Here is a 23,241-nt window from a genome sequence, read left to right on the forward strand (position 1 = left end):
TTTTAGACGCACACCCCACTCGGGGTTTGCACTCCCTTAGAAGGGAAAGGGTTGGATAGTATGATTAAACTGATAGCAACAGATATGGATGGTACTTTTTTAAAGGAAGATGGAACCTATTCTAAAAAGCGTCTGGTTAGGGTTTTAGAGGCTTTGAAGCAGAAAGGGATTGTGTTTGCTGTTTCAAGTGGGCGTTCGCTTTTAGCTATTGATAGTTTGTTTGCTGATTTTTTAGGGGATATTGCTGTCATTGCTGAGAATGGTTCACTTGTTAAGTATCAGGATCAGGTGCTTTTTGCAGATTATCTGACTAAGACTCAGTGTCAGGAGATTATTGAGGCTATTTTAATCAATCCTTTTTATGAGGAGGCAGGAATCCTCCTTTCAGGTCAGAAGGCAGCCTATATCCTTGAAGGGGCCAGTCAGGCTTATATTGAAAAGATGCATCATTATTATGAAAATATCAAGCTTATTGCTAATATAGATGCTATTGGAGATGACCTTATCTTTAAGTTGACAACCACTTTTACTAATGAAACAGTCTTAAAAGCTAGTGACTGGCTGGATCAGAGATTGGCTTTTGTGACTGCGGTGACCACAGGTTTTGAATCTATTGATATTATCTTAAAAGAGGTTAATAAGGGTTTTGGGATGGAACATCTCTGTAAGGCCTTGGCCATTTTGCCTGAGCAGGTGCTAGCTTTTGGTGATAATTTTAATGATATTCAGATGCTTGAATATGCTGGTTTAGCTATTGCCCCAGAAAATGCTAGAGAAGAAATTAAGGCTATTGTGGACCAGGTCATTGAACCTTGTCAGCAAGAGTCAGTCTTAACATATTTAGAAAGGTTTGTAGAAAATGAATGAGATTAAAATCCTGGCTTTGGATTTAGACGGAACCCTCTTAAATTCAGAAAAAATTGTCAGTGATGCTAATAAAGAAGCCATTCAATTAGCCAAGGAAAAGGGGGTTAAGGTTGTTATTACAACAGGTAGGCCCTTGGCTGCTATTGAACATCTGTTAGAGGAGTTAGATCTTCTTGATGATGAGGATTATTCCATCACCTTTAATGGTGGCCTGGTTCAAAAAAATACAGGTCGGATTTTGGATAAGAGCAGTATGACCTTTGAACAAGTTAGCTATCTAGCAAGTGTCTTGGATAGTTTGGATTTGCCAACAGATGTTTTAAGTGAAGGAAAGGTCTACAGTATAGCTAGTGCAAGTGGCCGTCAGTCGCAATATTGTCTGGCTAACCCCATGCTAGACTTTATTCAACTTGATTCTCTGGCAGACTTGCCTCAAGATATTGTCTATAACAAGATTGTCACTGTGACAGATGCTGATTTTTTAGACCAACAATTGGCTAAAGCAGCTCCAGATGCCTTTGTAGATTTTGAAGCTTTTAAATCACGTGATATTATTTTTGAGCTCATGCCAAAGGGGATTCATAAAGCATTTGGTTTGGACTTGCTTTGCCAGCACTTGGGCTTAGAGGCAAGACATGTCATGGCTATGGGAGATGAGGCTAATGATTTTACCATGTTAGAGTGGGCAGGTCTTGGCGTTGCCATGGCTAATGCTGTTACTGATGCCAAAAATATTGCTGATAAGGTAACCAGCCTAACTAATGATCAATCAGGAGTAGCTGAAGCTATCCAAAATTATATCGTAAATGAGGAGATCTAATGGGACTATTTGACAGATTATTTGGAAATAAAAAAGACAAAGATAAGGCTAAAGACCAAGAAGAGATTGATGCTCAGGATAAAAAGTCAGAGGCTGATAAACCCATAGCTGAACAAGAGCCAGACGAGCCTATTTTGCCAGTTGAAGAGCCAAAGGAGCAGGACTTTTCTATCAGTCAGGAGCAGGAGCCTGAAAGAGAAGAAGATCAAGAACTTGCTTTAGAAGAGCGTCAGCCAGAAGAAGTGGTGGATTCTGACAGTTTTTCTTTGGGTGGCATGGCCGATCAGGAACCTTCTATAGAGGATCAGGACCAAGCAGGTCTCCTAGATCAGGAAGTTCTTCCTTCTGACATAGCTGACAGTGCTGACACGGATTTCTTGGAAAAAGAAGAGGAGCCAGTCCTAGTAGAGGATGAGGAGGCCGAGCAGGAAAAATACGATCGTAGTCTGAAAAAAACCAGGACAGGTTTTGCAGCTCGTTTGAATAGTTTTTTTGCGAATTTCCGTAGTGTGGATGAGGAATTTTTTGAAGACTTAGAAGAAATGCTGATTCTATCGGATGTGGGTGTGACGGTTGCGACAAGGCTGACCGAGGAGCTGCGGCAAGAAGCCAAGCTGGAAAATGCTAAAAAGACCGAGGACCTCAAGCGTCTGATTATTGAAAAGCTAATTGCCATCTATGAAAAAGATGGGGTCTACAAGGAAGCTATCAACTATCAACAGGGCTTGACGGTGATGCTTTTTGTGGGGGTCAATGGGGTTGGAAAGACCACCTCTATCGGAAAACTGGCCTATCGTTATAAGCAAGAAGGCAAGAAGGTCATGCTAGTGGCTGCAGATACCTTCCGGGCAGGAGCTGTTGCTCAGTTGGTTGAATGGGGGCGCCGGGTAGATGTGCCTGTAGTTGTGGGTCCAGAAAAAGCAGATCCAGCTTCGGTAGTATTTGATGGTGTTGAAAGAGCTGTCGCAGAAGGAATGGATATCTTACTGATTGATACTGCTGGGCGCTTACAAAATAAGGAAAATCTGATGGCTGAGCTTGAAAAAATGGGCAGAATTATCAAGCGCGTGCTTCCTGATGCGCCTCATGAAACCCTGCTTGCTCTTGATGCTTCCACAGGTCAAAATGCTCTTAGCCAGGCTAAGGAATTTGCTAAGATTATGCCCCTAAGTGGCTTGATTTTAACCAAGATTGATGGGACTGCTAAGGGTGGTGTGGTTATGGCTATTCGCCAAGAGCTAGATATTCCTGTTAAGTTTATTGGTTTTGGTGAAAAAATGGATGATATTGGTGAATTTGATTCCGAAGAATTCATGAAGGGCTTATTAAGCGGGCTTTTATAAGAGAGGGTTTAGATGACAAACAGTCAGATGGATATTGAAAAATACAAGGCCTTAGCTCTTAGTAAGCAAGCAGAGCACCGTAAATTTTTGACTCAATTAAAGAAAAAGCCCCCTAAACATTTGGATAAGCTTGTACAAGAAATTCATGAGGAAGTTTTTTCAGAAATTGACTGTACCCAGTGTGCTAATTGTTGCCGTAGTCTAGGTCCTCTCTTTACAGAGGCAGATATTCAAAGGATAGCAAAGCATTTTCGGATGAAATTGTCAGCCTTTGAGGATATCTATCTAAAGGTGGACGAGGATAAGGATAAGGTCTTTAAAAGTATGCCCTGTCCTTTTTTAGGGGAGGATAATCTCTGTAGCATTTATGAGGAGCGGCCAAAGGCCTGCCGGGAATTTCCCCATACAGATCGGAAAAAGATTTATCAGATTAATGCTATAACCCTGAAAAATACCCTTATTTGTCCATCAGCTTATCTTTTTGTGGAAAAAAAAAAAATAGACTATAAAAAAACCAAGATGATTCTTCTTAAATCATTTTGGTTTTTTAGTCGTTTCTTATTTTCTTTTGATTTGTGGAAGGAAGCCTAAGCTGCCTGCACCAGCCATGATAAGCATGGCTGCAGCAGTGAAGAAAGGATTGGTCTTATCTCCAGTTGCTGGGAGTTGGCTTGCCTTAGTTTGATTAGGGACTTCTTGGGCATTTAAGTTTTGCACTTTGTCAGAAGTGCTAGTTTGAGCTGTGCTTAAGTTTTTAACTGTACTTGTTTGTGCTTGCAGTTTTTGTTCTGTTTTAGGCTGATCAGCTTTTTTAGACGTTTTTGGAGCTTCTGGAAGCTGAGGCTGAGAATCAGAAGTCTTTGGAGCTTCTTTAGGCATTTCTTTTGGACTTTCTGGTTTTTCAGGTGCTAAAGGAAGCTCAGGGCTTTCTGGCAGTTGAGGATTTTCAGGATTTTCTGGCATTTCTGGTAGTTCAGGTTTTTCTTCTGACAAGTCAGTGTTAGGCAGATCGCTATTAGTGTCAAGTAGGATACTGTCACCCTTGTCACCTTTTTGTCCAGGGATTCCTTTTTCCCCACGTTCACCCTGTTCTCCTTGGATGCCTTTTTCCCCCTTATCGCCTTTTTCGCCACGGGCACCAGTGTCCCCTTTTTCTCCTTGGACACCTTGCTCTCCGCGTTCGCCTTTTTCCCCAGGGATTCCTTGCTCGCCTTTGTCCCCTTTTTCGCCACGAGGGCCGGTTTCCCCTTTTTCACCCTTAGGTCCTTGAGGTCCCATAGGTCCAGTTTCGCCTGGTTTTCCAGCCGGTCCTTGAGGTCCTTGAGGGCCCTGATCCCCTTTAGGACCAGGAGCTCCGTCTTTACCGGCAGGACCAGCAGGCCCCATAGGCCCAGTCTCACCTTTATCGCCTTTGGGTCCTTCTTTTCCAGCCGGTCCCATATCTCCAGCCGGTCCTGTTTCCCCACGGTCCCCCTTAGCCCCAGGAGTGCCATCTTTTCCAGCCGGCCCTTGGTCCCCTTTAGGTCCACGCTCTCCATCTTTCCCTTTTTCTCCAGCTGGACCAGCGGGGCCACGCTCACCGTCTTTTCCAGCCGGCCCTTGAGGACCACGTTCTCCATCAGGGCCAGCAGCTCCCTTTTCTCCTTTAGGTCCAGGTCTAACAGCTGCTTTATTTACCTCTTGAAAATAACTTTTAAGTACTTTGTTAAATTTCATTAGGTAGTCTGCGATTCCTTCATTAGTAGCAGGGATATTCTCTATTGGAGTTCGGTAAAGATTTTCGAATGCACTATATAAAGCCTCATTTATTTGATCTTCAGCATATACTGTGTTAGCTGAGCCTGCTGAAGCAAAGATTGCTACTGTTACTAGAGCTATGCCATAGCGTCCGGTTAATTTTTTTAATGATTTTTTCTGTTTCATATTATTGTCTACTTTCTTTTGATAAGTTATAAATAAGCTATTTTTTAAAGGAAGGTCTATTTTTTCTTGACTTTTGGAAATAGGTGTAGACTTGTTGTAGCAGTTAGGATAAGGGGAGCTGCAAGAGTAAAGAAAGGATTAGTCTTGTCGCCCGTTGCTGGGAGTTGATCTGTATTTTCTTTATTTTCTTCTTTCCTTAGTGAAGCTTCTGTTTTTTGAGTATCAGAAGCAATAGGAGCTTGACTTGGAGTGCTGATAGCTTCACTAGCTTGTGTCTGAGTTTCTAATTGGCTGGGGTTAGTCTTCTCTTTTTCAATAACTGTGTCTTGTTCTACTACTGGGCTAGCAGCAGGACTAGCTTTAGGGTTTTCTTGAGGAGTTTCCGAACTACTTTCTAAGGTTATTTCAGGATTTTCTGAAGTCAAAGCAGGTTCAGGATCCTCTGGTGTGCTTATAGGGGTTTTAGTTTTGTCTGCTAGTTCTGATTTGACTTCAAGGCTGGTTTCAGGAATAGCTGGTGAGGAGCTAGTCTCACCCTTGTCACCCTGATCTCCTTGTAAGCCTTGCTGGCCAACTTGTCCTTTGTCTCCTTGAGAACCTTGTTCACCCTGCTCTCCCTTTTGGCCAGTAGCACCAGTTTCGCCTTTTTGACCTGGGATGCCTTTTTCCCCAGTTTGGCCTTTATCGCCTTGAGCACCTTGCTCTCCGCTTTCTCCTTTTTGACCAGGATTTCCAGTTTCGCCTTTTTCACCTATAGGTCCCCTAGGTCCAATTTGTCCTGGTGTTCCATCTATACCAGTGGGACCTTGAATTCCAGTTTCTCCTGTTTGTCCTTTTGTACCATCTTTCCCATCATTACCAACTGGCCCTTGGGGACCCTTAGCACCAAGTTCTCCTTTTATACCTTTTTTCCCACTTGGTCCAGCGGGGCCATTAGGACCTTTTATACCTTTTTCCCCTTTAGGTCCAGTAGTACCATCTTTTCCATCAGGTCCTTGATTCCCAGTTTCTCCTTTTTTACCAGGAGCGCCATCCTCACCTTTAGGACCTTTAGGACCGACCTCTCCCTGTTTTCCATCAGGGCCAGCAGGTCCCATTGGTCCTGGGGATCCTTTATCTCCAGTTTCCCCTTTAAGTCCTTGCCTAGCTGTGGATATAAGTGCTTTATTTAGTTCTCTAAAGTATCGTTTAAGGAAAGTATCATATTTTTCTAAAAACTTTTTCAAAGCAGCAGGAGTTTTAGTAGTATTTCTCTCTAGATCAGGGATATCTTTCATTTTCCTATCTAGGCTTTCTTTAGGAGTTTCAAGTGGTATTTCTGCATGTACGGTGCTGTTTATGCTAGCTGAGGCTAGCACTGTTAGGGCTGCTAGGGCAATACCGTAGCGACTAGCCAACTTTCTTAATGGTTTTTTCGGTTTCATATCACTGTTTCTGCTTTCTTTCTTATTATTGGGTCTTATCATTATTTTAATAAGCGCAGTATCCAGTATATATATATATATATATATATACAATTCAGATTTTAAAGGCTTTTTTAAAGAAATAGCTTGACAAAAATAAAAAATAAATTAAAAGAATGTGTTTAAAATGAGTAAAACTTCATTTAATGAAGAAGAATTCCAAATAAAAAAGCCACTTCACATTGAGGTGAAGTGACGTGTGTGATGAGTTTTTAGCTTGGTCTTAGAAGACCCGGTAGACATAAGGGTTAGAAGGTTGTTTGGTTTCTTTGACCTCTTGGATGTGTAAGACAGGCAGGGTCTGGGACAGGTTTTTATCATATTCGGTTTGAAGGCGTCCCTTAACCTTTAGCCAGGTATTGTTTTTAAAGTGACTCTGGTTACCTGTAGTGAGTAGGCCATAGACTCCTGAGTCGGCAATACAGTGGATAATACCAAAACGGAACAAGAATTGGTACTTGTCATGGTCAGGTTCATTATAAACAAAGCCAGTATACTGAATATCCCGATTCATGAATTCGTCTGGGTAGAGATAGATCAGTTCCATAACTTCCATATAATTTTCAGAAGTAATGGTCAGAGGAGAACTGCCCTGGTATTTTTTCAGTTCCTGGCGCATTTCCCTTTGATAAGCAGACTTTGTAAAGTAGAGACTGGTATCTGGTTTTAAATATTGAACCGAGGTACCGTCATCACTGACGCCTGACCTACTGCTACCAGCAGCAAGGGGAAAGGTATAGCCCTTGGCAGAAACAGTGGTTGAGTCCAGACTAACTGTTGGCACTAAAAGACCAATCAAGACAGGCAAAACCACAATAAAAGGACTTGTTAGCTTGGCTAATTTTCCTGTCATATGGCTATGGACAGAAATGTTTTTCATCCAAGTATAGAGTTGAACCATAGCTAGTAAAAAGGAAAGGACCATGGAAATATAGGCCAGATAGGAATACTGGATATTGATATATTGATCTAATTTCCCAGATAGCTCCAAGTACATGGTCAGCTCAAAATAGGCTGCTAAAATTAAAAAACGAATCATCTCATCACCCCCACAACTAAGCAGTAAACTGTAATGATAAAGACTGACAAGCTGATAAATTGCATGATGAAGGGTCTCTTAAAGGCTTTTATCATCATCATTAAGTTTTTAATATCCACCATCGGACCAATCAATAAAAAGGCCAAGACAGGTGCAGTCCCAAAAGTTGTCAAAAGAGAAGCTCCAATAAAGGCATCTGCTTCACTACAAAGTGACAGAATAAAGGCCAAAAGCATCATGATAAGGATAGCTGTTAGAGGACTGTGACCAATAGTGGTTAAAATCCTGGTTGGCACATAAATCTGCATAGCAGAAGCAATCAGGGTCCCAAAAATCAAGTAACGCCCCGTATCAAAAAATTCATCAACAGCATGGGCTAAGGCCAGGTAGATTTTCTTACTAAGCCTTTCTTTGGAATAATCATGAAAATGTAAGCCTTCAGGATTATCTTTTAGGATATTCTCATCAGTAAAAAAGGCTAACATCACGCCCAAAGCAATAGCGACAATAATTGCTCCAGTCAGCCTTAAAAAGAGAAAACGCAAGGAATTACCAAAGGCAGAATAGGTAGCGAATAAAACAATGGGATTAATAATAGGGGCTGTCGCTAGAAAGGGAACAGCTGTGTAACTGGGAACCTTTTTTTCTAGGAAACGGTTGATAATAGGAACAATCCCGCATTCGCAGGAAGGAAAGATAAAGCCAATAAAGGTTCCAAAAAGGATGCGAGGGAACTTGTGCTTGGGCAAATGCCTCTGAACCAGGTCAGGTGTCACAAAGACTTCAATAAAACCTGATAAGATTGTCCCTAACAAGACAAAGGGCAGAGCTTCAATGATAATAGACAAGAAGATAGCAGACCATTGCAAAACACTAGGAGGGAGATTTGATAAAAGGTTTAGCATCGTCTCTTAGTCCCTCACTTCTAGCCCAGTTTCAGGGCTTTTTTGGCTGCTATTAGCTAATCGTGTCAAAAAAGTCAAGGAAAGCCTATTCATCATGCTTTTCCTTAGGTTTACTTTTCATAGTATCATCTAAAGGGGTCATGATTTTGCCTTCTGCATCGACATCAATAGGTTTATCAAAACTAGGGATGCTCGCAAAACCAGCCATCATCTTTTCAAGGTCATCATTTTTTTTATGGGTAATAGCCATTGTAGAACCAACTTTCTTTCAAGATATTACTATTATACTATCATTTTCAGAGAATGAACAAAGAAAATCTTTTGTCTTACTTATAGCAAAAAATTCTTAAATGAAAGTTAAACAAGACTTTCTACTTAGAACTTAACTGTGTTTAAACCATAGCTTGTAGGCAAAGCTAGAAAAATCCTTAGGAGGAGTTTTTAGGGGGAGGACTTAGATTATAATTTCAGAGAATTATGCTATAATGTGATTGATAGGAGCAGACAATGAAAAAACAGGTTTTACTAGTAGATGATGAAGAGCATATCCTCAGGTTATTAGACTATCATTTATCAAAAGAAGGTTTTGAATCAGACCTAGCTTATGATGGCCGATCAGCCCTGAAACTAGCTGAAACAGAGACCTATGACTTTATTTTATTAGATATTATGCTACCCCAGCTAGATGGGATTGAGGTCTGTAAACGCATCCGCTTAAAAGGGATTCAGACTCCCATTATGATGGTCTCAGCCAAGGGAGAAGAATTTGACAAGGTTCTGGCTCTGGAATTAGGAGCTGATGATTACATGACCAAACCCTTTAGTCCAAGAGAACTAGTAGCTAGAATCAAGGCTATTTTAAGACGTAGCCAAAAAGAAGACGACAAGCAGGACTTATCAGACAGCTTAGAGGAACATTGGGAGATTGGAGATTTAAGCATCTACCCAGACCGACATGAAGTGTTTAAGGATAAGCAATTGCTCAACCTCACTCCAAAGGAGTTTGAGTTACTTCTTTACTTATTAAAGCATGCCAATATGACCATAACTAGAGAACGTCTTCTGGAAAGAATTTGGGGTTATGATTTTGGCCAGGAAACCCGTCTGGTGGACGTTCACATTGGAAAATTACGGGAAAAAATTGAAGACAATCCTAAGGAGCCCCGATTTATCAAAACTATTCGTGGCTATGGCTATAAGTTTAAGGAGCTAAAAGATGAAGGCAAGTCTTAAGCAGTTATTACTGCTATTAGTCCTAGCCTTGCTGGCTTTCTTGTTGGCATTTGTAGGAAATAATGATAGGATCTTATTTAGCATCTTAGCCTGCCTTTTTTTGCTTGCTAGTTTTTGGCCTCTAAGAGACCTCTTTTTATGGCAGAAAAGCTTTCAAATGCTTCGTTTAGAAGACTATAGGACTTCAGATGTTTTTTTACCTCAAAAACAGGCTGATTTAAAAGAACTTTTAGCAAGCTATGGGAAGAAAAGAGAGGCCTTGATAAACAAGGAAGCTGAGATTAAGAAGATGGCTGGTAATTTAGAGGCCCTAATGTCTCACATGACCATGGGGATGTTTCTTCTTTCTAAGGAAAAAAGGATTGTTCTCTACAGCAAGTCCCTCCCTGATTATTTCCCAGAAATTAAAGATCACTTTGATAGCTTGAATGACCTAAAGAGGTTGGACATTATTGCCTTTGTTTCCCAGGCCTTTGAGACCCAAGCTACCCTTAAAAAAGAATTGAGTGGTTTTCGGGAAAAGGATCTGATCCTAGAAGTAACAGCAGTACCCATTTTGGACCAAAAAGGACTGGTAGACCAGGTTTTGGTTCTTCTTTATGATTTAACTCGAATCAGAAGTTATGAAAAGCTCAATCTGGATTTTATTTCCAATGCTTCCCATGAGCTTCGCACACCTGTTACCTCTATAAAAGGCTTCGCTGAAACTATCAAGCATATGCCTGAAACAGACAGGGCCTTGCAGGAAGAATTCTTGGAAATCATCTACCAGGAGAGCTTACGCCTAGAACATATTGTCCAACATATGTTGACCTTGTCGAAGGTTGAAAAAACAGACGTTCAAAAAACTAGTATTTTACTTGATGACTTTTTACCCTATATTGGAAATAGCATGAAACATCAGTTAAAAGAGAAAAACTTGACTTTAGATTATGATTTAGAAGAGCCCTTTGAACTTGTTTCAGATAAGTATATCCTGTCTCAGATTTTATTAAATTTACTGTCAAATGCTATTCGTTATACCGAGGCTGGGGGTCAGATTACAATTGCTAGCCGTACTGTAGACGATAGCTGTCAGATCAGTGTGACAGATACAGGTATTGGGATGAGCCAATTAGAATTAGAAAGAATCTTTGAACGCTTTTACCGGGTTAATAAGGGTCGAAGCCGTAAGTCTGGTGGCACAGGCCTAGGGCTCTCCATTGTTAAAGAGCTAAGCCAAGCCCTAGGGGGGCAAGTTAAGGTTAGCAGCCAGATTGGCAAGGGTAGCACCTTTACGCTACTCTTACCTAAACAGTGAGGCTTAGATGAATAGGGTTATTATGCTTTTGAAGAAGAGAGATTTTGTTAGCTTGTGAGAATCAGTTTGATTCTCTTTTTTTAGTTAATCTTTACAAAATCTTTACATTAATCAGGGATGAAACTTTACAATGGCTTGGTAGACTATAAGTGTAGTAAGACTACAAGATACTCTATTAAAGATATAAAGGTGATCATGATGAAAATGAAAAAAATAGTAACTTTAGCTGCTCTTAGTTTAACTGGTTTTGGCCTTGTGGCTTGTGGCAACAAGACTTCTGATTCTGCTTCTGCAAAAGGCGGTGGCAAAATTGAAGTTATCAGCCGTGAAAGTGGTTCAGGTACTAGAGGAGCCTTTACCGAAATTACAGGTATCATGAAAAAAGATAATGGTAAAGAAGTTGATAACACCTCAAAAACAGCCGTTGTCCAAAACAGTACTGAAGGTGTGATTTCTGCAGTAGCAGGCAATTCTAATGCTATTGGTTACATTTCACTAGGATCTTTAAATGACAAGGTTAAGGCCCTTAAGGTTGATGGTGTTGAAGCAAGCTCTAAGACTGTTTTAGATGGCAACTACCCATTACAAAGACCTTTTAACATTGTTTGGAATGACAACCTATCAGCACTTGGTAAGGATTTTATCACCTATATCCACTCTAAAGAAGGTCAAGCAGTAGTTACTAAAAATAAATTTGTGGAAGCTAAGACTGAAACCAATACCTACACCTCACAAAAAATGTCAGGTAAACTTTCTATTGTAGGGTCAACATCTGTTTCTCCTCTAATGGAAAAACTTGCGGAAGCTTATAAAAAAGAAAACCCAGACGTTACCATTGATATTACTTCAAATGGGTCATCTGCAGGGATTACAGCAGCAAATGAAAAGACAGCTGACATTGGTATGGTATCTCGTGAGTTAACCCCTAAAGAAGGTGAAAAATTAAAACATGATGCCATTGCCTTAGATGGAATTGCAGTTGTTGTTCATAAAGATAACAAGGCAAAAGAAGTGTCTATGAAATCACTAACAGATATTTTCACTGGTAAATTAAGCAAATGGGATGAGGTCAAATAAGCCTAAAAAGCCCTAAGTCGTTTTAAGAAAAGGTAAGGAGCTGCTCGTTGTTAGCCTGGCTCCTTTCATCTATTTAGAAAGGGAACTATGTGAAAAAGCAAGCCTTTAAAGAAGATTTCTTTAGGATTTTATTTTTCCTAAGTGCAGCGACAGCCATTGTTGCCATTATCTTAATTTGTTTATTTATTTTTATGAATGGCCTACCTTTTATTGGTAAATATGGGATTGGTCGCTTCCTATTAGGTAAGGACTGGTCACCTTCAAATAGTCCAGCAAGTTTTGGGATTCTTCCTATGATTCTTGGTTCCTTGTTGATAACGGCGGGAGCTATTGTGGTTGGAGTACCTACGGGGATTTTTACATCTGTTTTTATGGTTTATTACTGTCCAAAACCTCTCTATAGATTCTTAAAATCTTCCATTAACCTGATGGCAGCCATTCCTTCTATAGTTTACGGTTTTTTTGGTCTGCAGTTACTGGTTCCTTGGATTAGGAGTTTTTCTGGCAACGGGATGAGTGTTTTAACAGCCTCTTTATTGCTAGGGATTATGATTTTACCTACTATTATTAGTCTTTCAGAATCAGCCATCAGAACAGTTCCTGCTTCCTATTACTCTGGTAGCTTAGCCTTAGGAGCCAGCCATGAAAGAACCATCTTTAGTGTTATCTTACCAGCTGCTAAGTCAGGCGTTTTTTCAGCTATTATTTTAGGAATAGGCCGTGCCATAGGTGAGACTATGGCTGTTATCCTGGTTGCAGGGAATCAGCCCATTATTCCAAGTGGCCTCTTTGAAGGCACACGAACAATGACCACTAATATTGTCTTAGAAATGGCTTATGCTTCTGGTCAACATAGAGAAGCCTTGATTGCTACGTCTGCTATTTTGTTTATCTTTATTTTAATGATTAATGCCTGTTTTGCTTATGTGAAAGGAAAATCAGTCCATGACTAGGTATATTTTAAAAGGATTGGTCTATTTGTTTAGTCTGATCACCTTTGGCACCTTATTTTTAGTGATAGGTTTTATTTTAGTGAAAGGTTTGCCACATATTAGTCCCTCACTTTTTGCTTGGAGCTACAATAGTGACAATGTTTCTTTGTTGCCTTCTATTATTTCCACCCTAATCCTTGTTTTTGGAGCCTTACTGATTGCTATGCCAATTGGGGTCTTTGCTGGTTTTTACCTTGTAGAATATGCTAAAAAAGGCTCTGTTTGGGTTAAAATCATGCGACTCGCTTCAGATACCCTCTCAGGCATTCCTTCTATTGTTTTTGGCTTGTTTGGGATGTTGTTCTTTGTTATCTTTTTAGGGTTTCAATATTCCTTGTTATCAGGAATCTTAACCTCTGTGATCATGGTTTTACCCTTGATTATCAGGGCGACAGAAGAAGCCCTCTTATCTGTTGATGACAGTATGAGGCAGGCCAGTTTTGGCTTGGGTGCCGGGAAATTACGGACCGTTTTTAGGATTGTCTTACCTGTTGCTATGCCGGGGATTTTATCAGGTTTGATTTTGGCTATTGGCCGTATTGTAGGAGAAACGGCAGCACTTATGTATACCCTTGGAACTTCTACCAATACCCCAACTAGTCTGATGTCATCAGGGCGTTCTTTGGCTCTTCATATGTATATGTTATCTAGTGAGGGTCTCCATGTTAATGAAGCCTATGCTACAGGGGTTATTCTTATTGTAACAGTGCTTATTATTAATGCTTTTTCAGCTACATTATCTCGTCGTCTTGTAAAAGGAGGCTCTTAGGATGGGAACTTTTTCGATTAAAGATTTAAATTTATATTATGGGGATTTCAAGGCCTTGAAAAATATTTCGATCCAGCTTCCCCAAGGAGAGATTACAGCCTTGATAGGCCCTTCGGGTTGTGGGAAGTCAACTTTTTTAAAGACCCTTAATCGAATGAATGATTTGATTCCTACTTGTCGTATTGAAGGAGAAGTTTTTCTAGATCAGGAGAATATCTACAGTAAAAACATGAATCTCAATAATCTGCGTAAGCGAGTGGGCATGGTTTTTCAGCAGCCAAATCCTTTTGCCATGTCTATTTACGATAATGTCGCCTATGGCCCACGGACGCATGGGGTTAAAGATAAGTCTAGCTTAGATGCTCTGGTTGAAAAAAGCTTAAAAGGCGCAGCTATTTGGGAAGAGGTCAAAGACGACTTGAAAAAGAGTGCTATGTCCTTGTCAGGTGGCCAACAACAAAGGCTTTGTATCGCGCGAGCCCTTGCTGTTGAGCCTGATGTTTTACTGATGGATGAACCTACCTCAGCCTTGGACCCGATTTCTACGCTTAAGATTGAGGACTTGATTCAGGAGTTAAAAAAAGACTATACCATTATCATTGTGACACATAATATGCAGCAGGCTTCTCGTATCTCAGATAAGACAGCATTTTTCTTAACAGGGGAAATTTGTGAGTTTGGGGATACCTTGCAGATTTTTACTAACCCACAGGATAAGCGAACTGAGGACTATATTTCAGGTCGTTTTGGCTAGAGAAAGGATCTAAGATGAGAGAACAATTTGAACTAGAACTACAGGTACTAGAGGAAAGTTTTTTGAAAATGGGGCATGCAGTCCTAGAAGCTGCTTCAAAGGCTTTACTGGCCTTGGCAGCTAAGGATAGTGACATGGCTAAACTAATCATAAAAGAAGATCGTTTAATCAATCAGGCCCAGCTATCTCTAGAGCTATCCTGTGCTAATTTGCTGGCCTTACAGCAGCCCCAGGTGACTGACTTACGTTTTGTCTTAACGGTTATGTCAGCTTGTTCTGATTTAGAGCGCATGGGCGATCATATGGCTGGCCTTGCTAAGTCGACCTTGAATTTATCTCCAAGTGATGATTTAGATATTATAGAAGAAGACATCCACCTAGCTGGTCAAAAGGCCTTAAAGATGCTGGCTGATCTGCTCTATGTTTTTTCTAAGAGAGATGCTGATAAGGCTATTGCCATAGCTAATCAAGATGAAGCTATTGATAAGCTCTATTATAAGACTTCAAAAGATATTTTAAGCTTGATGAAGGAGCAAACAATATCCATTAAAAACGGGGCTCAGTACCTTTACATAATAGGTCATATTGAACGCTTTGCCGATTATATTTCCAATATCTGTGAACGTCTTGTCTATTTAGAAACAGGTGAGTTAGTAGAACTTAATTAAAGTAGAAGTCATGTCTAAGACGTGACTTTTTTTAATGCCAATCATCATATTGGATAAGTGAAAGTAGCCAGTTTTGTGATATAATTATACTATTATGGAAAATAAAACTATTGAAAAGATTTCAAATGATTTGAATATCTCACCAAAACAAGTTGAGGATGTTTTAGCGCTTACAGCAGAAGGAAATACCATTCCCTTTATTGCCCGTTACCGTAAAGAAGCAACTGGTAATTTAGACGAGGTGATGATTAAGGCCATTATCGACCAAGACAAGTCCCTAACCCAATTGCAAGAACGTAAAGAAACCATACTGGCTAAGATTGAGGAACAGGGAAAATTAAGTGAGGCTTTAAAGCTTTCTATTGAAACGGCAGAAAAATTAGCTGACCTTGAAGAACTCTATCTACCTTATAAGGAAAAACGTCGGACAAAAGCAAGCATTGCGCGTGAGGCTGGTCTATCTCCCCTTGCTCGCCTAATATTGCAAAATGCCAAAGGGCTTGAAAAAGAAGCTGAGAACTTTTTATCAGAAGGCTTTGCAACAGTTGATGCTGCTCTGGCAGGCGCTGTGGATATCCTAGTTGAAGCCATGTCAGAAGATAGGAAATTAAGGTCATGGACCTACAATGAAATCTGGACCTATTCTAGTCTTGTCTCCCTTGTAAAAGATGCTGAGCTGGATGATAAACACATTTTCCAAATCTATTATGATTTTTCAGATAAGGTATCTAAAATGCAGGGTTATCGAACCCTTGCTCTAAACCGGGGTGAAAAATTAGGAATCCTCAAGGTCAGCTTTGAACACAATATCGATAAAATGCTACGTTTTTTTGGCATGCGCTTCAAAGAAAAAAATGTCTATATTGATGATGTTATTAACCAAACGGTTAAAAAGAAAATTGTTCCAGCCATGGAAAGACGGATTCGAACAGAGTTAACAGAAGCCGCAGAAGATGGGGCTATCAAACTCTTTTCAGAAAACCTACGCCATCTTTTATTGGTATCACCTTTAAAAGGGAAAATGGTTTTAGGTTTTGACCCGGCTTTTCGTACTGGGGCAAAATTAGCCGTTATTGACCAAACAGGAAAATTACTGACCACCCATGTTATCTATCCTGTAGCTCCAGCCAGTCAGGCCAAAATTCAGGTGGCTAAAAAAGAATTGGCTGAGTTGATTCAAACTTATGAGATTGAACTCATAGCTATTGGTAATGGAACAGCCAGTCGTGAAAGTGAAGCCTTTGTCGCTGAGATTTTGAAGGACTTTCCTAGAACCTCTTATGTCATTGTTAATGAAAGCGGAGCATCAGTCTATTCAGCTTCTGAACTGGCAAGGCATGAATTTCCAGATCTAACTGTTGAAAAACGCTCGGCTATTTCCATAGCAAGAAGGCTCCAAGACCCTCTAGCTGAGTTAGTGAAAATTGATCCCAAATCAATTGGTGTGGGCCAATACCAGCATGATGTTAGTCAGAAAAAATTAAGTGATAATCTCGACTTTGTTGTGGACACGGTGGTTAACCAAGTAGGTGTTAATATTAACACAGCTAGTCCAGTCTTATTGTCTCATGTGTCAGGTTTAAACAAGACCATTTCAGAAAATATTGTCAAATACCGTGAGGAGAATGGTCTGATAAAATCCCGGGCAGAAATTAAAAAGGTTCCCCGTCTAGGTGCCAAGGCCTTTGAGCAGGCAGCTGGCTTTTTAAGGATTCCTAATGCTAAAAATATCTTAGATAATACTGGGGTCCATCCAGAGTCTTACGGGGCTGTTAATAAGCTCTTTAAAGAAGTTCAGATTGATAGTCTTGATGAAGAAGCCAAGGTAAAACTAGCAAGCCTTGATCTTAAGGCCATGTCTGAAAAGCTAGCTATTGGCTATGAAACCCTTAAAGATATTATTAAGGATCTCTTAAAGCCTGGTCGGGACTTACGGGATGACTTCCAGACTCCGGTTCTTAGACAGGATGTTCTTGATTTGAAAGATTTGAAAATTGGTCAAAAACTAGAAGGAACTGTTCGAAATGTGGTTGATTTTGGGGCTTTTGTTGATATTGGTGTCCACGAAGATGGCCTTATCCATATTTCAGAAATGAGTAAAACTTTTGTTAATCATCCAAGTCAGGTGCTAGCAGTTGGTGATTTAGTCACTGTCTGGGTTTCTAAGCTTGATTTAGACCGTCACAAGGTTAACCTTAGTTTATTAGCTCCTAATGCAGCTCAATAAGTATGTTCAAGAGGTGTCACTTGAGGATTTTGGCAAGCCTTTTAGGCATGAGGCTCACTGGAATAAACGTCTTAAAACGACGGGAGGACGTTTTTTTCCTCTAGATGGTCATCTGGATTTTAACTATAATTTGTATCAGGAATTTGGCCAAGAGGTCTTTCGAAAAATTGTTCGGCATGAGCTCTGTCATTATCATCTTTATTTTGAAAATAAGGGTTATCAGCATGGACAGAAGGACTTTAAGGACTTGTTAAAGAAAGTTGATGGTCTAAGATATGCCCCTTCAAGTAAGCAAAAGAGGCCACAACTTGTTTATGTTTGCTGTAAGTGCCAGCATCTATTCTATCGTAAACGTAGACTAGATACTTCCAAGTATGTGTGTGGGATTTGTAAGGGGAAGTTACTTGAGAGAAATCAGTCGCAAGGCTGATTTCTTTTGCTAGCAAAAGACCTATACTTATTAGACAGAAGATTTCTATGTAAGAAAGAGGAGGAGATTATGAAGGGAAAATTCTATAAACAGCGTCAAAATAGGATTTTGGCTGGTGTTGTTGCTGGTCTGGCTGACAAGTACGGCTGGGATTTGGTAGTTGCTCGGGTGATTGCTGGTTTACTAATGTATACCAATGGATTTGGGATACTCATTTATATTCTTTTAGCCATCTTTTTACCCTATAAGGAAGACCTGATGAGAAGTAATAGCAACCGACCAAGAAGCCGTAAAGAAGCTGATGCCATCAAAGATGAGGACGATGGCTGGTTCTGGTAAAAATCTTTCTTAATAGTTGTAGGAAGTAAGGATGGTAAACAGGAAATCACTTACTACTAACTATTTTGATGATTAAAGTGATAAAGGAAGGGCTTTCTTGAAAAGGCTTCCTTTTTTACTATCTATGACCTAAACAGTTACAAAATCTCTCTAAAATAAGATACTTTAAGGGAAGGAACAATTTGAAATATGTTATAATAGGAAAAAGGAGAAAAAATGACTGTAACTGTAAAAATGTTGGTTAATAAAGTCAAATTAGATGTTATTTATGGTAGTGAGGAACTATTAGATAAAGAAATTACAACTTCTGATATTTCTCGACCTGGTTTAGAAATGACAGGTTATTTTGATTATTATTCCCCTAATCGTATTCAATTATTTGGTAAAAAAGAGTGGTCTTATTTGACTAAGATGACTGCCCACAACCGCTACTCGGTTTTGAAGGAGATGTTTCAAAAATCAACTCCAGCAGTTATTGTTTCAAGAGATTTACCTATCCCTGAAGAGATGATGAGAGCAGCTAAGGAAGAGCAGATAGCCCTGCTAGCGAGTAAGGTCTCTACCAGTCGCTTGGCTGGAGGTGTTTCTTATTTTCTCGATGCAGCCCTGGCTGAAAGAACCAGTGTCCATGGTGTCTTGATGGATATTTATGGCATGGGAGTTCTTATTCAGGGAGATTCTGGTATCGGTAAGAGTGAAACGGGTCTGGAACTGGTTAAGCGAGGTCACCGTCTGGTTGCTGATGATCGGGTTGATGTCTATGCTAAAGACGAAGAAACGCTCTGGGGTGAACCAGCTGAGATATTGCGGCATTTATTAGAAATTCGTGGTGTCGGTATCATTGATGTCATGTCCTTATATGGGGCTAGTGCCGTTAAGGATTCTTCTCAGGTGCAGCTTGCAATTTACCTAGAAAATTTTGAGCCAGGTAAGGTTTTTGATCGTTTAGGAAATGGCAATGAAGATATTATCTTTGCAGGGGTTAAGATTCCTCGGGTAAGAATTCCGGTTAAAACTGGTCGAAATGTTTCGGTTGTCATTGAAGCAGCAGCTATGAACCATCGGGCAAAACAGATGGGCTTTGATGCGACAAAGACTTTTGAAGAACGCTTGACTAGCTTGATTACTAAAAATGAGGCCGGCTGATGATAGATCCAATTGCTTTTAAATTAGGACCTTTTGCAGTTCACTGGTATGCCTTATGCATTTTATCAGGCTTGCTGCTAGCAGTTTATTTAGCTAGTAAAGAAGCTCCTCGTAAAGGTATCAGTAGTGATGATATTATCGATTTTATTATCATGGCCTTTCCCTTATCTATTTTAGGTGCTAGGATTTATTATGTTATTTTTGAATGGTCCTATTATTCTCAGCACCCAGGTGACATTTTTGCTATTTGGAATGGCGGTATAGCTATTTATGGAGGTCTCTTAACAGGATTATGTGTTTTATGGATTTATTCTTACTATAAGGCTATTAACCCTTTTGACTTTTTAGATATAGCCGTTCCAGGAGTAATGATTGCCCAATCAATAGGTAGGTGGGGAAACTTTATTAATCAAGAAGCTTATGGTAAAGTTGTTAGTAAGCTTGATTATCTGCCAGGCTTTATTCAAAAACAAATGTTTATTGATGGGCATTACCGGCAACCAACCTTCTTATACGAGTCCTTGTGGAATCTACTTGGTTTTATTGTTATACTAGTTCTAAGAAGACGACCTAGATTCTTAAAAGAAGGTGAAATCATGGCCTTTTACTTGATTTGGTATGGTTTTGGTCGATTAATTGTTGAGGGAATGAGAACAGATAGCCTAATGTTTTTAGGTATCCGAGTCTCACAACTGGTTTCATTAATCTTAATCATAGTAGGTATTGTATTTATTGTGGTAAGACGCAAATATAAGGAGATTCCTTATTATCAAAAATAGGGAAAAAGGAGAATAAGATGGACTTAGTAGGTATTTCACTTCTAATCATAGCTTTGGCAGTGGTTGCACTTGTTGTGTTTCTCATTATTGTCTTAAAAAAAGTTTCAGAAACAATAGAAGAAACCAAAAAAACAATCACTGTCTTAACAAGTGATGTCAATGTGACCCTTTATCAGACAAATGAAATTTTAGCCAAGGCTAATGTCTTAGTTGATGATGTCAATGGGAAAGTGGCGACAATTGATCCTCTATTTGTTGCTATAGCTGATTTGTCTGAAAGTGTTTCTGACTTGAATCTTCATGCCAGACATTTAGGTCAAAAGGCTAGTCGTACAGGAAGCAATGTGTCAAAAGCTAACAAGGCAGCCTTAGTTGGCAAAGTTGCTTCTAAAGTATTTGGTAAAAAGGAGAAAAAGCATGGGTAAATTTTTAAAAACATTAGTTATTGGAACTGCTACAGGTTTTGCGACAGCTTATTTCTTAAGTAGTGAAAAGGGTAAGGCCTTAAAGCTTCGAGCAGAAAAAGCCTTTGAGGCTTATAAAGAAAATCCAGAAGAATACCATCAAATGGCTAAAGACAAAGGCTATGAATATGGCAATCTTGCCAAGGAAACTTTCTATGACTACAAGCAAAAATTTGAAACAGGTCAGTTAAAGCCCGAGGATATTTTTGAAACAGTCAAAGAAAAAGCTAGTGACTTTGTTCAAAAAGCAGGTCAGCCATTTTCAGATATGGAAAGTGATAGACAGTCACAATCAGAAAGTGATGTGGAAGTCCCCCTAGCTGATTCAGATATTATTATTGATTATTCTGAGATTCCAAGTGAATCACTTAAGCCAGAAAAACCACTCCCTCCTCATCACCATCCAGCTCCTCCTTCACCTTTAGATGTGGAACCAATAGAGGAAGCTAGTAAGCATCTAAAACCAACAGAAAATCCTGACTCTGATAAGCTATAATAAGGCTTGACTTTTAGGAAAGATTATCGAAGTCTTTACAAATCTAACTTATAAAAATACCAACTAGAACCCTAAGAAGTCTAGTTGGTATTTTTTATGCTCTGGCTAGATAAAGAAATGTTAGTGTTAGAAAGTCTCATTTATATCTTGTTTATCTAATAAAATAATATAAAAATAATAATAAAGTAATTTTTTTAAAAAACTAATGTACATATATCTATAATAATCGGAAAATAGGATAAAAAAAGAAAAAAGACTAAGTTTTAACAAACTAGTAAGAGCTATATGAAAAATAATTCTCATTAATTTGTTTTAAGAAGCTTAGTTCTATAGAAAAAGGGAGTTGTGAGAAAAGAGAATTCTCAGAATTTATTTTTACTAATAGTCAAACAGGAAAAGGTATCATGAAACGTAGATTTTTAAAATTGTCCTCCCTCTTAGCCTTAACGGCTGTCCTTGCCAGCAGTAGCCAGTAACTAAGAATAAAACAAGCATTGAAAGATATGATGATATTCAAGAAGCTTATAACAAGATTGCTAAGTTCTATGCAGCAAGAAATAAGTACCAAGTCTTGTTGGCTTCTGGCATTTTCAATCAAGAAGATATTACTTATCTAGGCGACTTGGTGGCTGACTCTGTTCAAACCCTGCGCTATCTTGAAAAATATATTAGTGAAGAGGATACAAGTGGCGCATTTGACCTTTGTATGGATGACTTGACCTATCTCACCATGCGCATCTCTAACTATTTAGCCTACTTTGACTAAGCTAGAATAAGATAAACAAGTGAATACAAAAAAGTTCTGGTTAATTCCAGAACTTTTTGATTAGGATAGCACATTTTTAAGAGCTCTTGCTATAAGACTTGTAAGAGCATAGCTGATAATACTTGATAAGAGGAAGGCCCAGATTGGGGCTAAATTCATAGTGAGTAGGACAAAGGCAAACAAGACAGTCATGAGACTGAAAACAGCAAGACGGGCAAAAAAGACCAACTCTTGAAACTTACCACTATGGTGATTGACTTCTTGAAAATCTTGGAATTTTGGTTCTTGCTGATTTTCAAGCTCTACATGATCAAAGTCTTGATGTTTTTTCAATGGTGCTGGCATAGTCCTCTCCTTCCTCTAAGATACTTAGACATTCTAACACAAAAAAGCCCGTTTGTCATTAGTTTTTAAAATTTTTGCAAAATAAGCATAAAATGTTAGAACCTGCAAGAAATATGCTCCAAATTTAGGAGGGAATTTGCTATAATAAGCTATATGGAAAAAATAATTATTACAGCAACTGCTGAAAGTATTGAGCAGGTAAAAGAATTCTTAGACTTGGGTGTTGACCGCATCTATGTGGGTGAGGAAAACTATGGTTTGCGTTTGCCCCATCATTTTACAGATGATGAATTAAAGGAAATAGCCGAGCTAGTCCACCAAGCTGGTAAGGAATTAACAGTGGCCTGCAATGCTCTTATGCACCAAGATATGATGGATAGTATTAAACCATTTTTAGACTTAATGAAGGAAATCAAGGTTGACTATCTGGTGGTTGGAGATGCTGGTGTTTTTTATGTTAATAAAAGGGATAACTACAATTTCAAGCTTATCTATGATACATCCGTTTTTGTCACCTCTAGCAGGCAAGTTAACTTCTGGGGTGAGCATGGGGCTGTTGAGACAGTCTTAGCCAGAGAAATCCCATCTGAGGAGCTGTTTGCCCTGGCTGAAAACCTCAATTACCCAGCTGAAATTCTGGTTTATGGGGCTTCTGTTATTCATCACTCCAAGCGTCCCCTGCTTGAAAATTACTATCATTTTACTCATATTGATGATGAGACCAGTCGGGAAAGAGGCTTGTTTTTAGCAGAACCTAGTGATAAGGACAGCCATTATTCTATTTATCAGGATAAGCATGGAACGCATATTTTTATGAATAGTGATATTGATATGCTTCCTAAACTATCTGAGCTCTATGCCCATAACTTTACCCATTGGAAGTTAGATGGGATTTATTGCTCAGGTAAGGCCTTTAATGAGATTTGTGGCCTATTTATCCAAGCTAGGGATTTGCTTGAAAGTGGTCAGTGGACAGCTGAAAAAGCAGAAGCACTGGATCAGGCCTTACAAGAACGTCACCCTAAAGGCCGTAGCCTTGACACAGGCTTTTATGACTTTGACCCTAAAACGGTTAAATAAGATAGGAATAAGAAGC

General features: G+C 39.4%; 26 protein-coding genes. 20 read left to right on the top strand and 6 right to left on the bottom strand.

Annotated elements, in window-relative coordinates:
* Positions 1-60: 60 nt before the first annotated feature.
* Genes A3GU_RS0100940 through A3GU_RS0100955 form a run of 4 tightly spaced genes read left to right on the top strand, consistent with a single transcriptional unit; the run spans position 61 to position 3,621 of the window.
* Positions 61-867, top strand: a complete 807-nt coding sequence (locus A3GU_RS0100940) for a Cof-type HAD-IIB family hydrolase (RefSeq protein WP_018365658.1) — start codon at positions 61-63, stop codon at positions 865-867.
* Positions 860-1,687 carry a Cof-type HAD-IIB family hydrolase gene (locus A3GU_RS0100945; RefSeq protein ID WP_018365659.1) on the top strand — a complete coding sequence of 276 codons (828 nt, stop codon included), beginning with the start codon at positions 860-862 and terminating at the stop codon, positions 1,685-1,687. Before A3GU_RS0100940 ends, A3GU_RS0100945 begins: the two co-directional genes overlap by 8 nt.
* Positions 1,687-3,030, top strand: a complete 1,344-nt coding sequence (gene ftsY / locus A3GU_RS0100950) for a signal recognition particle-docking protein FtsY (RefSeq protein ID WP_018365660.1) — start codon at positions 1,687-1,689, stop codon at positions 3,028-3,030. Before A3GU_RS0100945 ends, ftsY begins: the two co-directional genes overlap by 1 nt.
* Positions 3,031-3,042: 12 nt before the next feature.
* Positions 3,043-3,621 carry a YkgJ family cysteine cluster protein gene (locus tag A3GU_RS0100955; RefSeq protein ID WP_018365661.1) on the top strand — a complete coding sequence of 193 codons (579 nt, stop codon included), beginning with the start codon at positions 3,043-3,045 and terminating at the stop codon, positions 3,619-3,621.
* On the opposite strand, the gene A3GU_RS10585 is transcribed toward A3GU_RS0100955, so the two are convergent.
* The 5 genes from A3GU_RS10585 to A3GU_RS10295 form a co-directional block, all read right to left on the bottom strand.
* Positions 3,589-4,953 (bottom strand): LPXTG cell wall anchor domain-containing protein, encoded by a 1,365-nt coding sequence (locus tag A3GU_RS10585; RefSeq protein ID WP_018365662.1) that lies wholly within the window; start codon positions 4,951-4,953, stop codon positions 3,589-3,591. The genes A3GU_RS0100955 and A3GU_RS10585 overlap by 33 nt on opposite strands.
* A 56-nt stretch (positions 4,954-5,009) precedes the next feature.
* Complete coding sequence (locus A3GU_RS09465) at positions 5,010-6,377, bottom strand: collagen-like domain-containing protein (protein ID WP_018365663.1); 1,368 nt, start codon at positions 6,375-6,377, stop codon at positions 5,010-5,012.
* Between the two features lie 262 nt (positions 6,378-6,639).
* Positions 6,640-7,455 carry a TIGR03943 family putative permease subunit gene (locus tag A3GU_RS0100970; protein WP_018365664.1) on the bottom strand — a complete coding sequence of 272 codons (816 nt, stop codon included), beginning with the start codon at positions 7,453-7,455 and terminating at the stop codon, positions 6,640-6,642.
* On the bottom strand, positions 7,452-8,360 hold the full coding sequence (locus A3GU_RS0100975; RefSeq protein WP_018365665.1) for a permease: 909 nt from the start codon (positions 8,358-8,360) through the stop codon (positions 7,452-7,454). Before A3GU_RS0100975 ends, A3GU_RS0100970 begins: the two co-directional genes overlap by 4 nt.
* 85 nt (positions 8,361-8,445) lie before the next feature.
* Positions 8,446-8,610, bottom strand: coding sequence for an SPJ_0845 family protein (locus A3GU_RS10295; protein WP_018365666.1), 165 nt, complete (start codon positions 8,608-8,610; stop codon positions 8,446-8,448).
* A gap of 257 nt (positions 8,611-8,867) precedes the next feature.
* Here A3GU_RS10295 and A3GU_RS0100990 point away from each other — a divergent pair, with 257 nt between their 5' ends.
* The 15 genes from A3GU_RS0100990 to A3GU_RS0101060 all read left to right on the top strand — a co-directional run bounded on the left by A3GU_RS0100990 (position 8,868) and on the right by A3GU_RS0101060 (position 21,800).
* Entirely contained in the window at positions 8,868-9,593 is a 726-nt protein-coding gene (locus A3GU_RS0100990; RefSeq protein ID WP_018365667.1) for a response regulator transcription factor, read from the top strand.
* A complete protein-coding gene (gene pnpS, locus A3GU_RS0100995) occupies positions 9,577-10,893 on the top strand; it encodes a two-component system histidine kinase PnpS (RefSeq protein WP_018365668.1) in 1,317 nt (438 codons plus the stop codon). The genes A3GU_RS0100990 and pnpS overlap by 17 nt, the downstream gene beginning before the upstream one ends.
* A gap of 198 nt (positions 10,894-11,091) precedes the next feature.
* On the top strand, positions 11,092-11,970 hold the full coding sequence (locus tag A3GU_RS0101000; protein WP_018365669.1) for a substrate-binding domain-containing protein: 879 nt from the start codon (positions 11,092-11,094) through the stop codon (positions 11,968-11,970).
* 89 nt (positions 11,971-12,059) lie between these two features.
* Entirely contained in the window at positions 12,060-12,923 is an 864-nt protein-coding gene (gene pstC, locus A3GU_RS0101005; RefSeq protein ID WP_018365670.1) for a phosphate ABC transporter permease subunit PstC, read from the top strand.
* Positions 12,916-13,731 (top strand): phosphate ABC transporter permease PstA, encoded by an 816-nt coding sequence (gene pstA / locus A3GU_RS0101010; protein ID WP_018365671.1) that lies wholly within the window; start codon positions 12,916-12,918, stop codon positions 13,729-13,731. Before pstC ends, pstA begins: the two co-directional genes overlap by 8 nt.
* A gap of 1 nt (position 13,732) precedes the next feature.
* Complete coding sequence (gene pstB / locus A3GU_RS0101015) at positions 13,733-14,485, top strand: phosphate ABC transporter ATP-binding protein PstB (RefSeq protein ID WP_018365672.1); 753 nt, start codon at positions 13,733-13,735, stop codon at positions 14,483-14,485.
* A 14-nt stretch (positions 14,486-14,499) separates the two neighbouring features.
* Complete coding sequence (gene phoU, locus A3GU_RS0101020) at positions 14,500-15,153, top strand: phosphate signaling complex protein PhoU (RefSeq protein ID WP_018365673.1); 654 nt, start codon at positions 14,500-14,502, stop codon at positions 15,151-15,153.
* 94 nt (positions 15,154-15,247) lie between these two features.
* On the top strand, positions 15,248-17,380 hold the full coding sequence (locus A3GU_RS0101025; protein ID WP_018365674.1) for a Tex family protein: 2,133 nt from the start codon (positions 15,248-15,250) through the stop codon (positions 17,378-17,380).
* The gene (locus A3GU_RS0101030) at positions 17,367-17,810 is read left to right on the top strand and encodes a SprT family protein (RefSeq protein WP_018365675.1); all 444 of its coding nucleotides are present in this window, start codon (positions 17,367-17,369) and stop codon (positions 17,808-17,810) included. The genes A3GU_RS0101025 and A3GU_RS0101030 overlap by 14 nt, the downstream gene beginning before the upstream one ends.
* Before the next feature lie 69 nt (positions 17,811-17,879).
* Complete coding sequence (locus A3GU_RS0101035) at positions 17,880-18,149, top strand: PspC domain-containing protein (RefSeq protein ID WP_018365676.1); 270 nt, start codon at positions 17,880-17,882, stop codon at positions 18,147-18,149.
* 216 nt (positions 18,150-18,365) lie between these two features.
* Positions 18,366-19,295 (top strand): HPr(Ser) kinase/phosphatase, encoded by a 930-nt coding sequence (gene hprK, locus A3GU_RS0101040; protein WP_018365677.1) that lies wholly within the window; start codon positions 18,366-18,368, stop codon positions 19,293-19,295.
* Positions 19,295-20,074 carry a prolipoprotein diacylglyceryl transferase gene (gene lgt, locus A3GU_RS0101045; RefSeq protein ID WP_018365678.1) on the top strand — a complete coding sequence of 260 codons (780 nt, stop codon included), beginning with the start codon at positions 19,295-19,297 and terminating at the stop codon, positions 20,072-20,074. Before hprK ends, lgt begins: the two co-directional genes overlap by 1 nt.
* A 17-nt stretch (positions 20,075-20,091) precedes the next feature.
* Complete coding sequence (locus A3GU_RS0101050; protein ID WP_018365679.1) at positions 20,092-20,499, top strand: DUF948 domain-containing protein; 408 nt, start codon at positions 20,092-20,094, stop codon at positions 20,497-20,499.
* Positions 20,492-21,034: a YtxH domain-containing protein gene (locus A3GU_RS09470; protein WP_018365680.1), complete on the top strand. Its 543-nt coding sequence runs from the start codon at positions 20,492-20,494 to the stop codon at positions 21,032-21,034. The genes A3GU_RS0101050 and A3GU_RS09470 overlap by 8 nt, the downstream gene beginning before the upstream one ends.
* A 571-nt stretch (positions 21,035-21,605) precedes the next feature.
* Complete coding sequence (locus A3GU_RS0101060; protein WP_026216404.1) at positions 21,606-21,800, top strand: hypothetical protein; 195 nt, start codon at positions 21,606-21,608, stop codon at positions 21,798-21,800.
* A gap of 60 nt (positions 21,801-21,860) precedes the next feature.
* On the opposite strand, the gene A3GU_RS0101065 is transcribed toward A3GU_RS0101060, so the two are convergent.
* Positions 21,861-22,145, bottom strand: coding sequence for a DUF3270 domain-containing protein (locus tag A3GU_RS0101065; protein WP_018365682.1), 285 nt, complete (start codon positions 22,143-22,145; stop codon positions 21,861-21,863).
* Positions 22,146-22,298: 153 nt separating this feature from the next.
* On the opposite strand from A3GU_RS0101065, the gene A3GU_RS0101070 reads away from it, so the two are divergent.
* A complete protein-coding gene (locus tag A3GU_RS0101070; protein WP_018365683.1) occupies positions 22,299-23,225 on the top strand; it encodes a peptidase U32 family protein in 927 nt (308 codons plus the stop codon).
* Positions 23,226-23,241 lie beyond the last annotated feature (16 nt).

The sequence above is a fragment of the Streptococcus didelphis DSM 15616 genome (genome assembly GCF_000380005.1).
Taxonomy (GTDB): domain Bacteria; phylum Bacillota; class Bacilli; order Lactobacillales; family Streptococcaceae; genus Streptococcus; species Streptococcus didelphis.

Excerpts from the sequence above, each read along its gene's own strand:
- A3GU_RS10295 (WP_018365666.1), bottom strand. The coding sequence starts at position 8,610 with ATGGCTATTACCCATAAAAAAAATGATGACCTTGAAAAGATGATGGCT.
- A3GU_RS0101070 (WP_018365683.1), top strand. The coding sequence starts at position 22,299 with ATGGAAAAAATAATTATTACAGCAACTGCTGAAAGTATTGAGCAGGTA.
- pnpS (WP_018365668.1), top strand. The coding sequence starts at position 9,577 with ATGAAGGCAAGTCTTAAGCAGTTATTACTGCTATTAGTCCTAGCCTTG.
- A3GU_RS0101065 (WP_018365682.1), bottom strand. The coding sequence starts at position 22,145 with ATGCCAGCACCATTGAAAAAACATCAAGACTTTGATCATGTAGAGCTT.
- A3GU_RS0100955 (WP_018365661.1), top strand. The coding sequence starts at position 3,043 with ATGACAAACAGTCAGATGGATATTGAAAAATACAAGGCCTTAGCTCTT.
- pstB (WP_018365672.1), top strand. The coding sequence starts at position 13,733 with ATGGGAACTTTTTCGATTAAAGATTTAAATTTATATTATGGGGATTTC.
- A3GU_RS0101025 (WP_018365674.1), top strand. The coding sequence starts at position 15,248 with ATGGAAAATAAAACTATTGAAAAGATTTCAAATGATTTGAATATCTCA.
- A3GU_RS0101050 (WP_018365679.1), top strand. The coding sequence starts at position 20,092 with ATGGACTTAGTAGGTATTTCACTTCTAATCATAGCTTTGGCAGTGGTT.
- A3GU_RS0100945 (WP_018365659.1), top strand. The coding sequence starts at position 860 with ATGAATGAGATTAAAATCCTGGCTTTGGATTTAGACGGAACCCTCTTA.
- A3GU_RS09470 (WP_018365680.1), top strand. The coding sequence starts at position 20,492 with ATGGGTAAATTTTTAAAAACATTAGTTATTGGAACTGCTACAGGTTTT.
- phoU (WP_018365673.1), top strand. The coding sequence starts at position 14,500 with ATGAGAGAACAATTTGAACTAGAACTACAGGTACTAGAGGAAAGTTTT.
- lgt (WP_018365678.1), top strand. The coding sequence starts at position 19,295 with ATGATAGATCCAATTGCTTTTAAATTAGGACCTTTTGCAGTTCACTGG.
- pstA (WP_018365671.1), top strand. The coding sequence starts at position 12,916 with ATGACTAGGTATATTTTAAAAGGATTGGTCTATTTGTTTAGTCTGATC.
- A3GU_RS0101000 (WP_018365669.1), top strand. The coding sequence starts at position 11,092 with ATGAAAATGAAAAAAATAGTAACTTTAGCTGCTCTTAGTTTAACTGGT.
- A3GU_RS0100940 (WP_018365658.1), top strand. The coding sequence starts at position 61 with ATGATTAAACTGATAGCAACAGATATGGATGGTACTTTTTTAAAGGAA.
- A3GU_RS0100990 (WP_018365667.1), top strand. The coding sequence starts at position 8,868 with ATGAAAAAACAGGTTTTACTAGTAGATGATGAAGAGCATATCCTCAGG.
- hprK (WP_018365677.1), top strand. The coding sequence starts at position 18,366 with ATGACTGTAACTGTAAAAATGTTGGTTAATAAAGTCAAATTAGATGTT.
- ftsY (WP_018365660.1), top strand. The coding sequence starts at position 1,687 with ATGGGACTATTTGACAGATTATTTGGAAATAAAAAAGACAAAGATAAG.
- A3GU_RS0100970 (WP_018365664.1), bottom strand. The coding sequence starts at position 7,455 with ATGATTCGTTTTTTAATTTTAGCAGCCTATTTTGAGCTGACCATGTAC.
- A3GU_RS0101030 (WP_018365675.1), top strand. The coding sequence starts at position 17,367 with ATGCAGCTCAATAAGTATGTTCAAGAGGTGTCACTTGAGGATTTTGGC.
- A3GU_RS0101035 (WP_018365676.1), top strand. The coding sequence starts at position 17,880 with ATGAAGGGAAAATTCTATAAACAGCGTCAAAATAGGATTTTGGCTGGT.
- A3GU_RS10585 (WP_018365662.1), bottom strand. The coding sequence starts at position 4,953 with ATGAAACAGAAAAAATCATTAAAAAAATTAACCGGACGCTATGGCATA.
- A3GU_RS0100975 (WP_018365665.1), bottom strand. The coding sequence starts at position 8,360 with ATGCTAAACCTTTTATCAAATCTCCCTCCTAGTGTTTTGCAATGGTCT.
- A3GU_RS09465 (WP_018365663.1), bottom strand. The coding sequence starts at position 6,377 with ATGAAACCGAAAAAACCATTAAGAAAGTTGGCTAGTCGCTACGGTATT.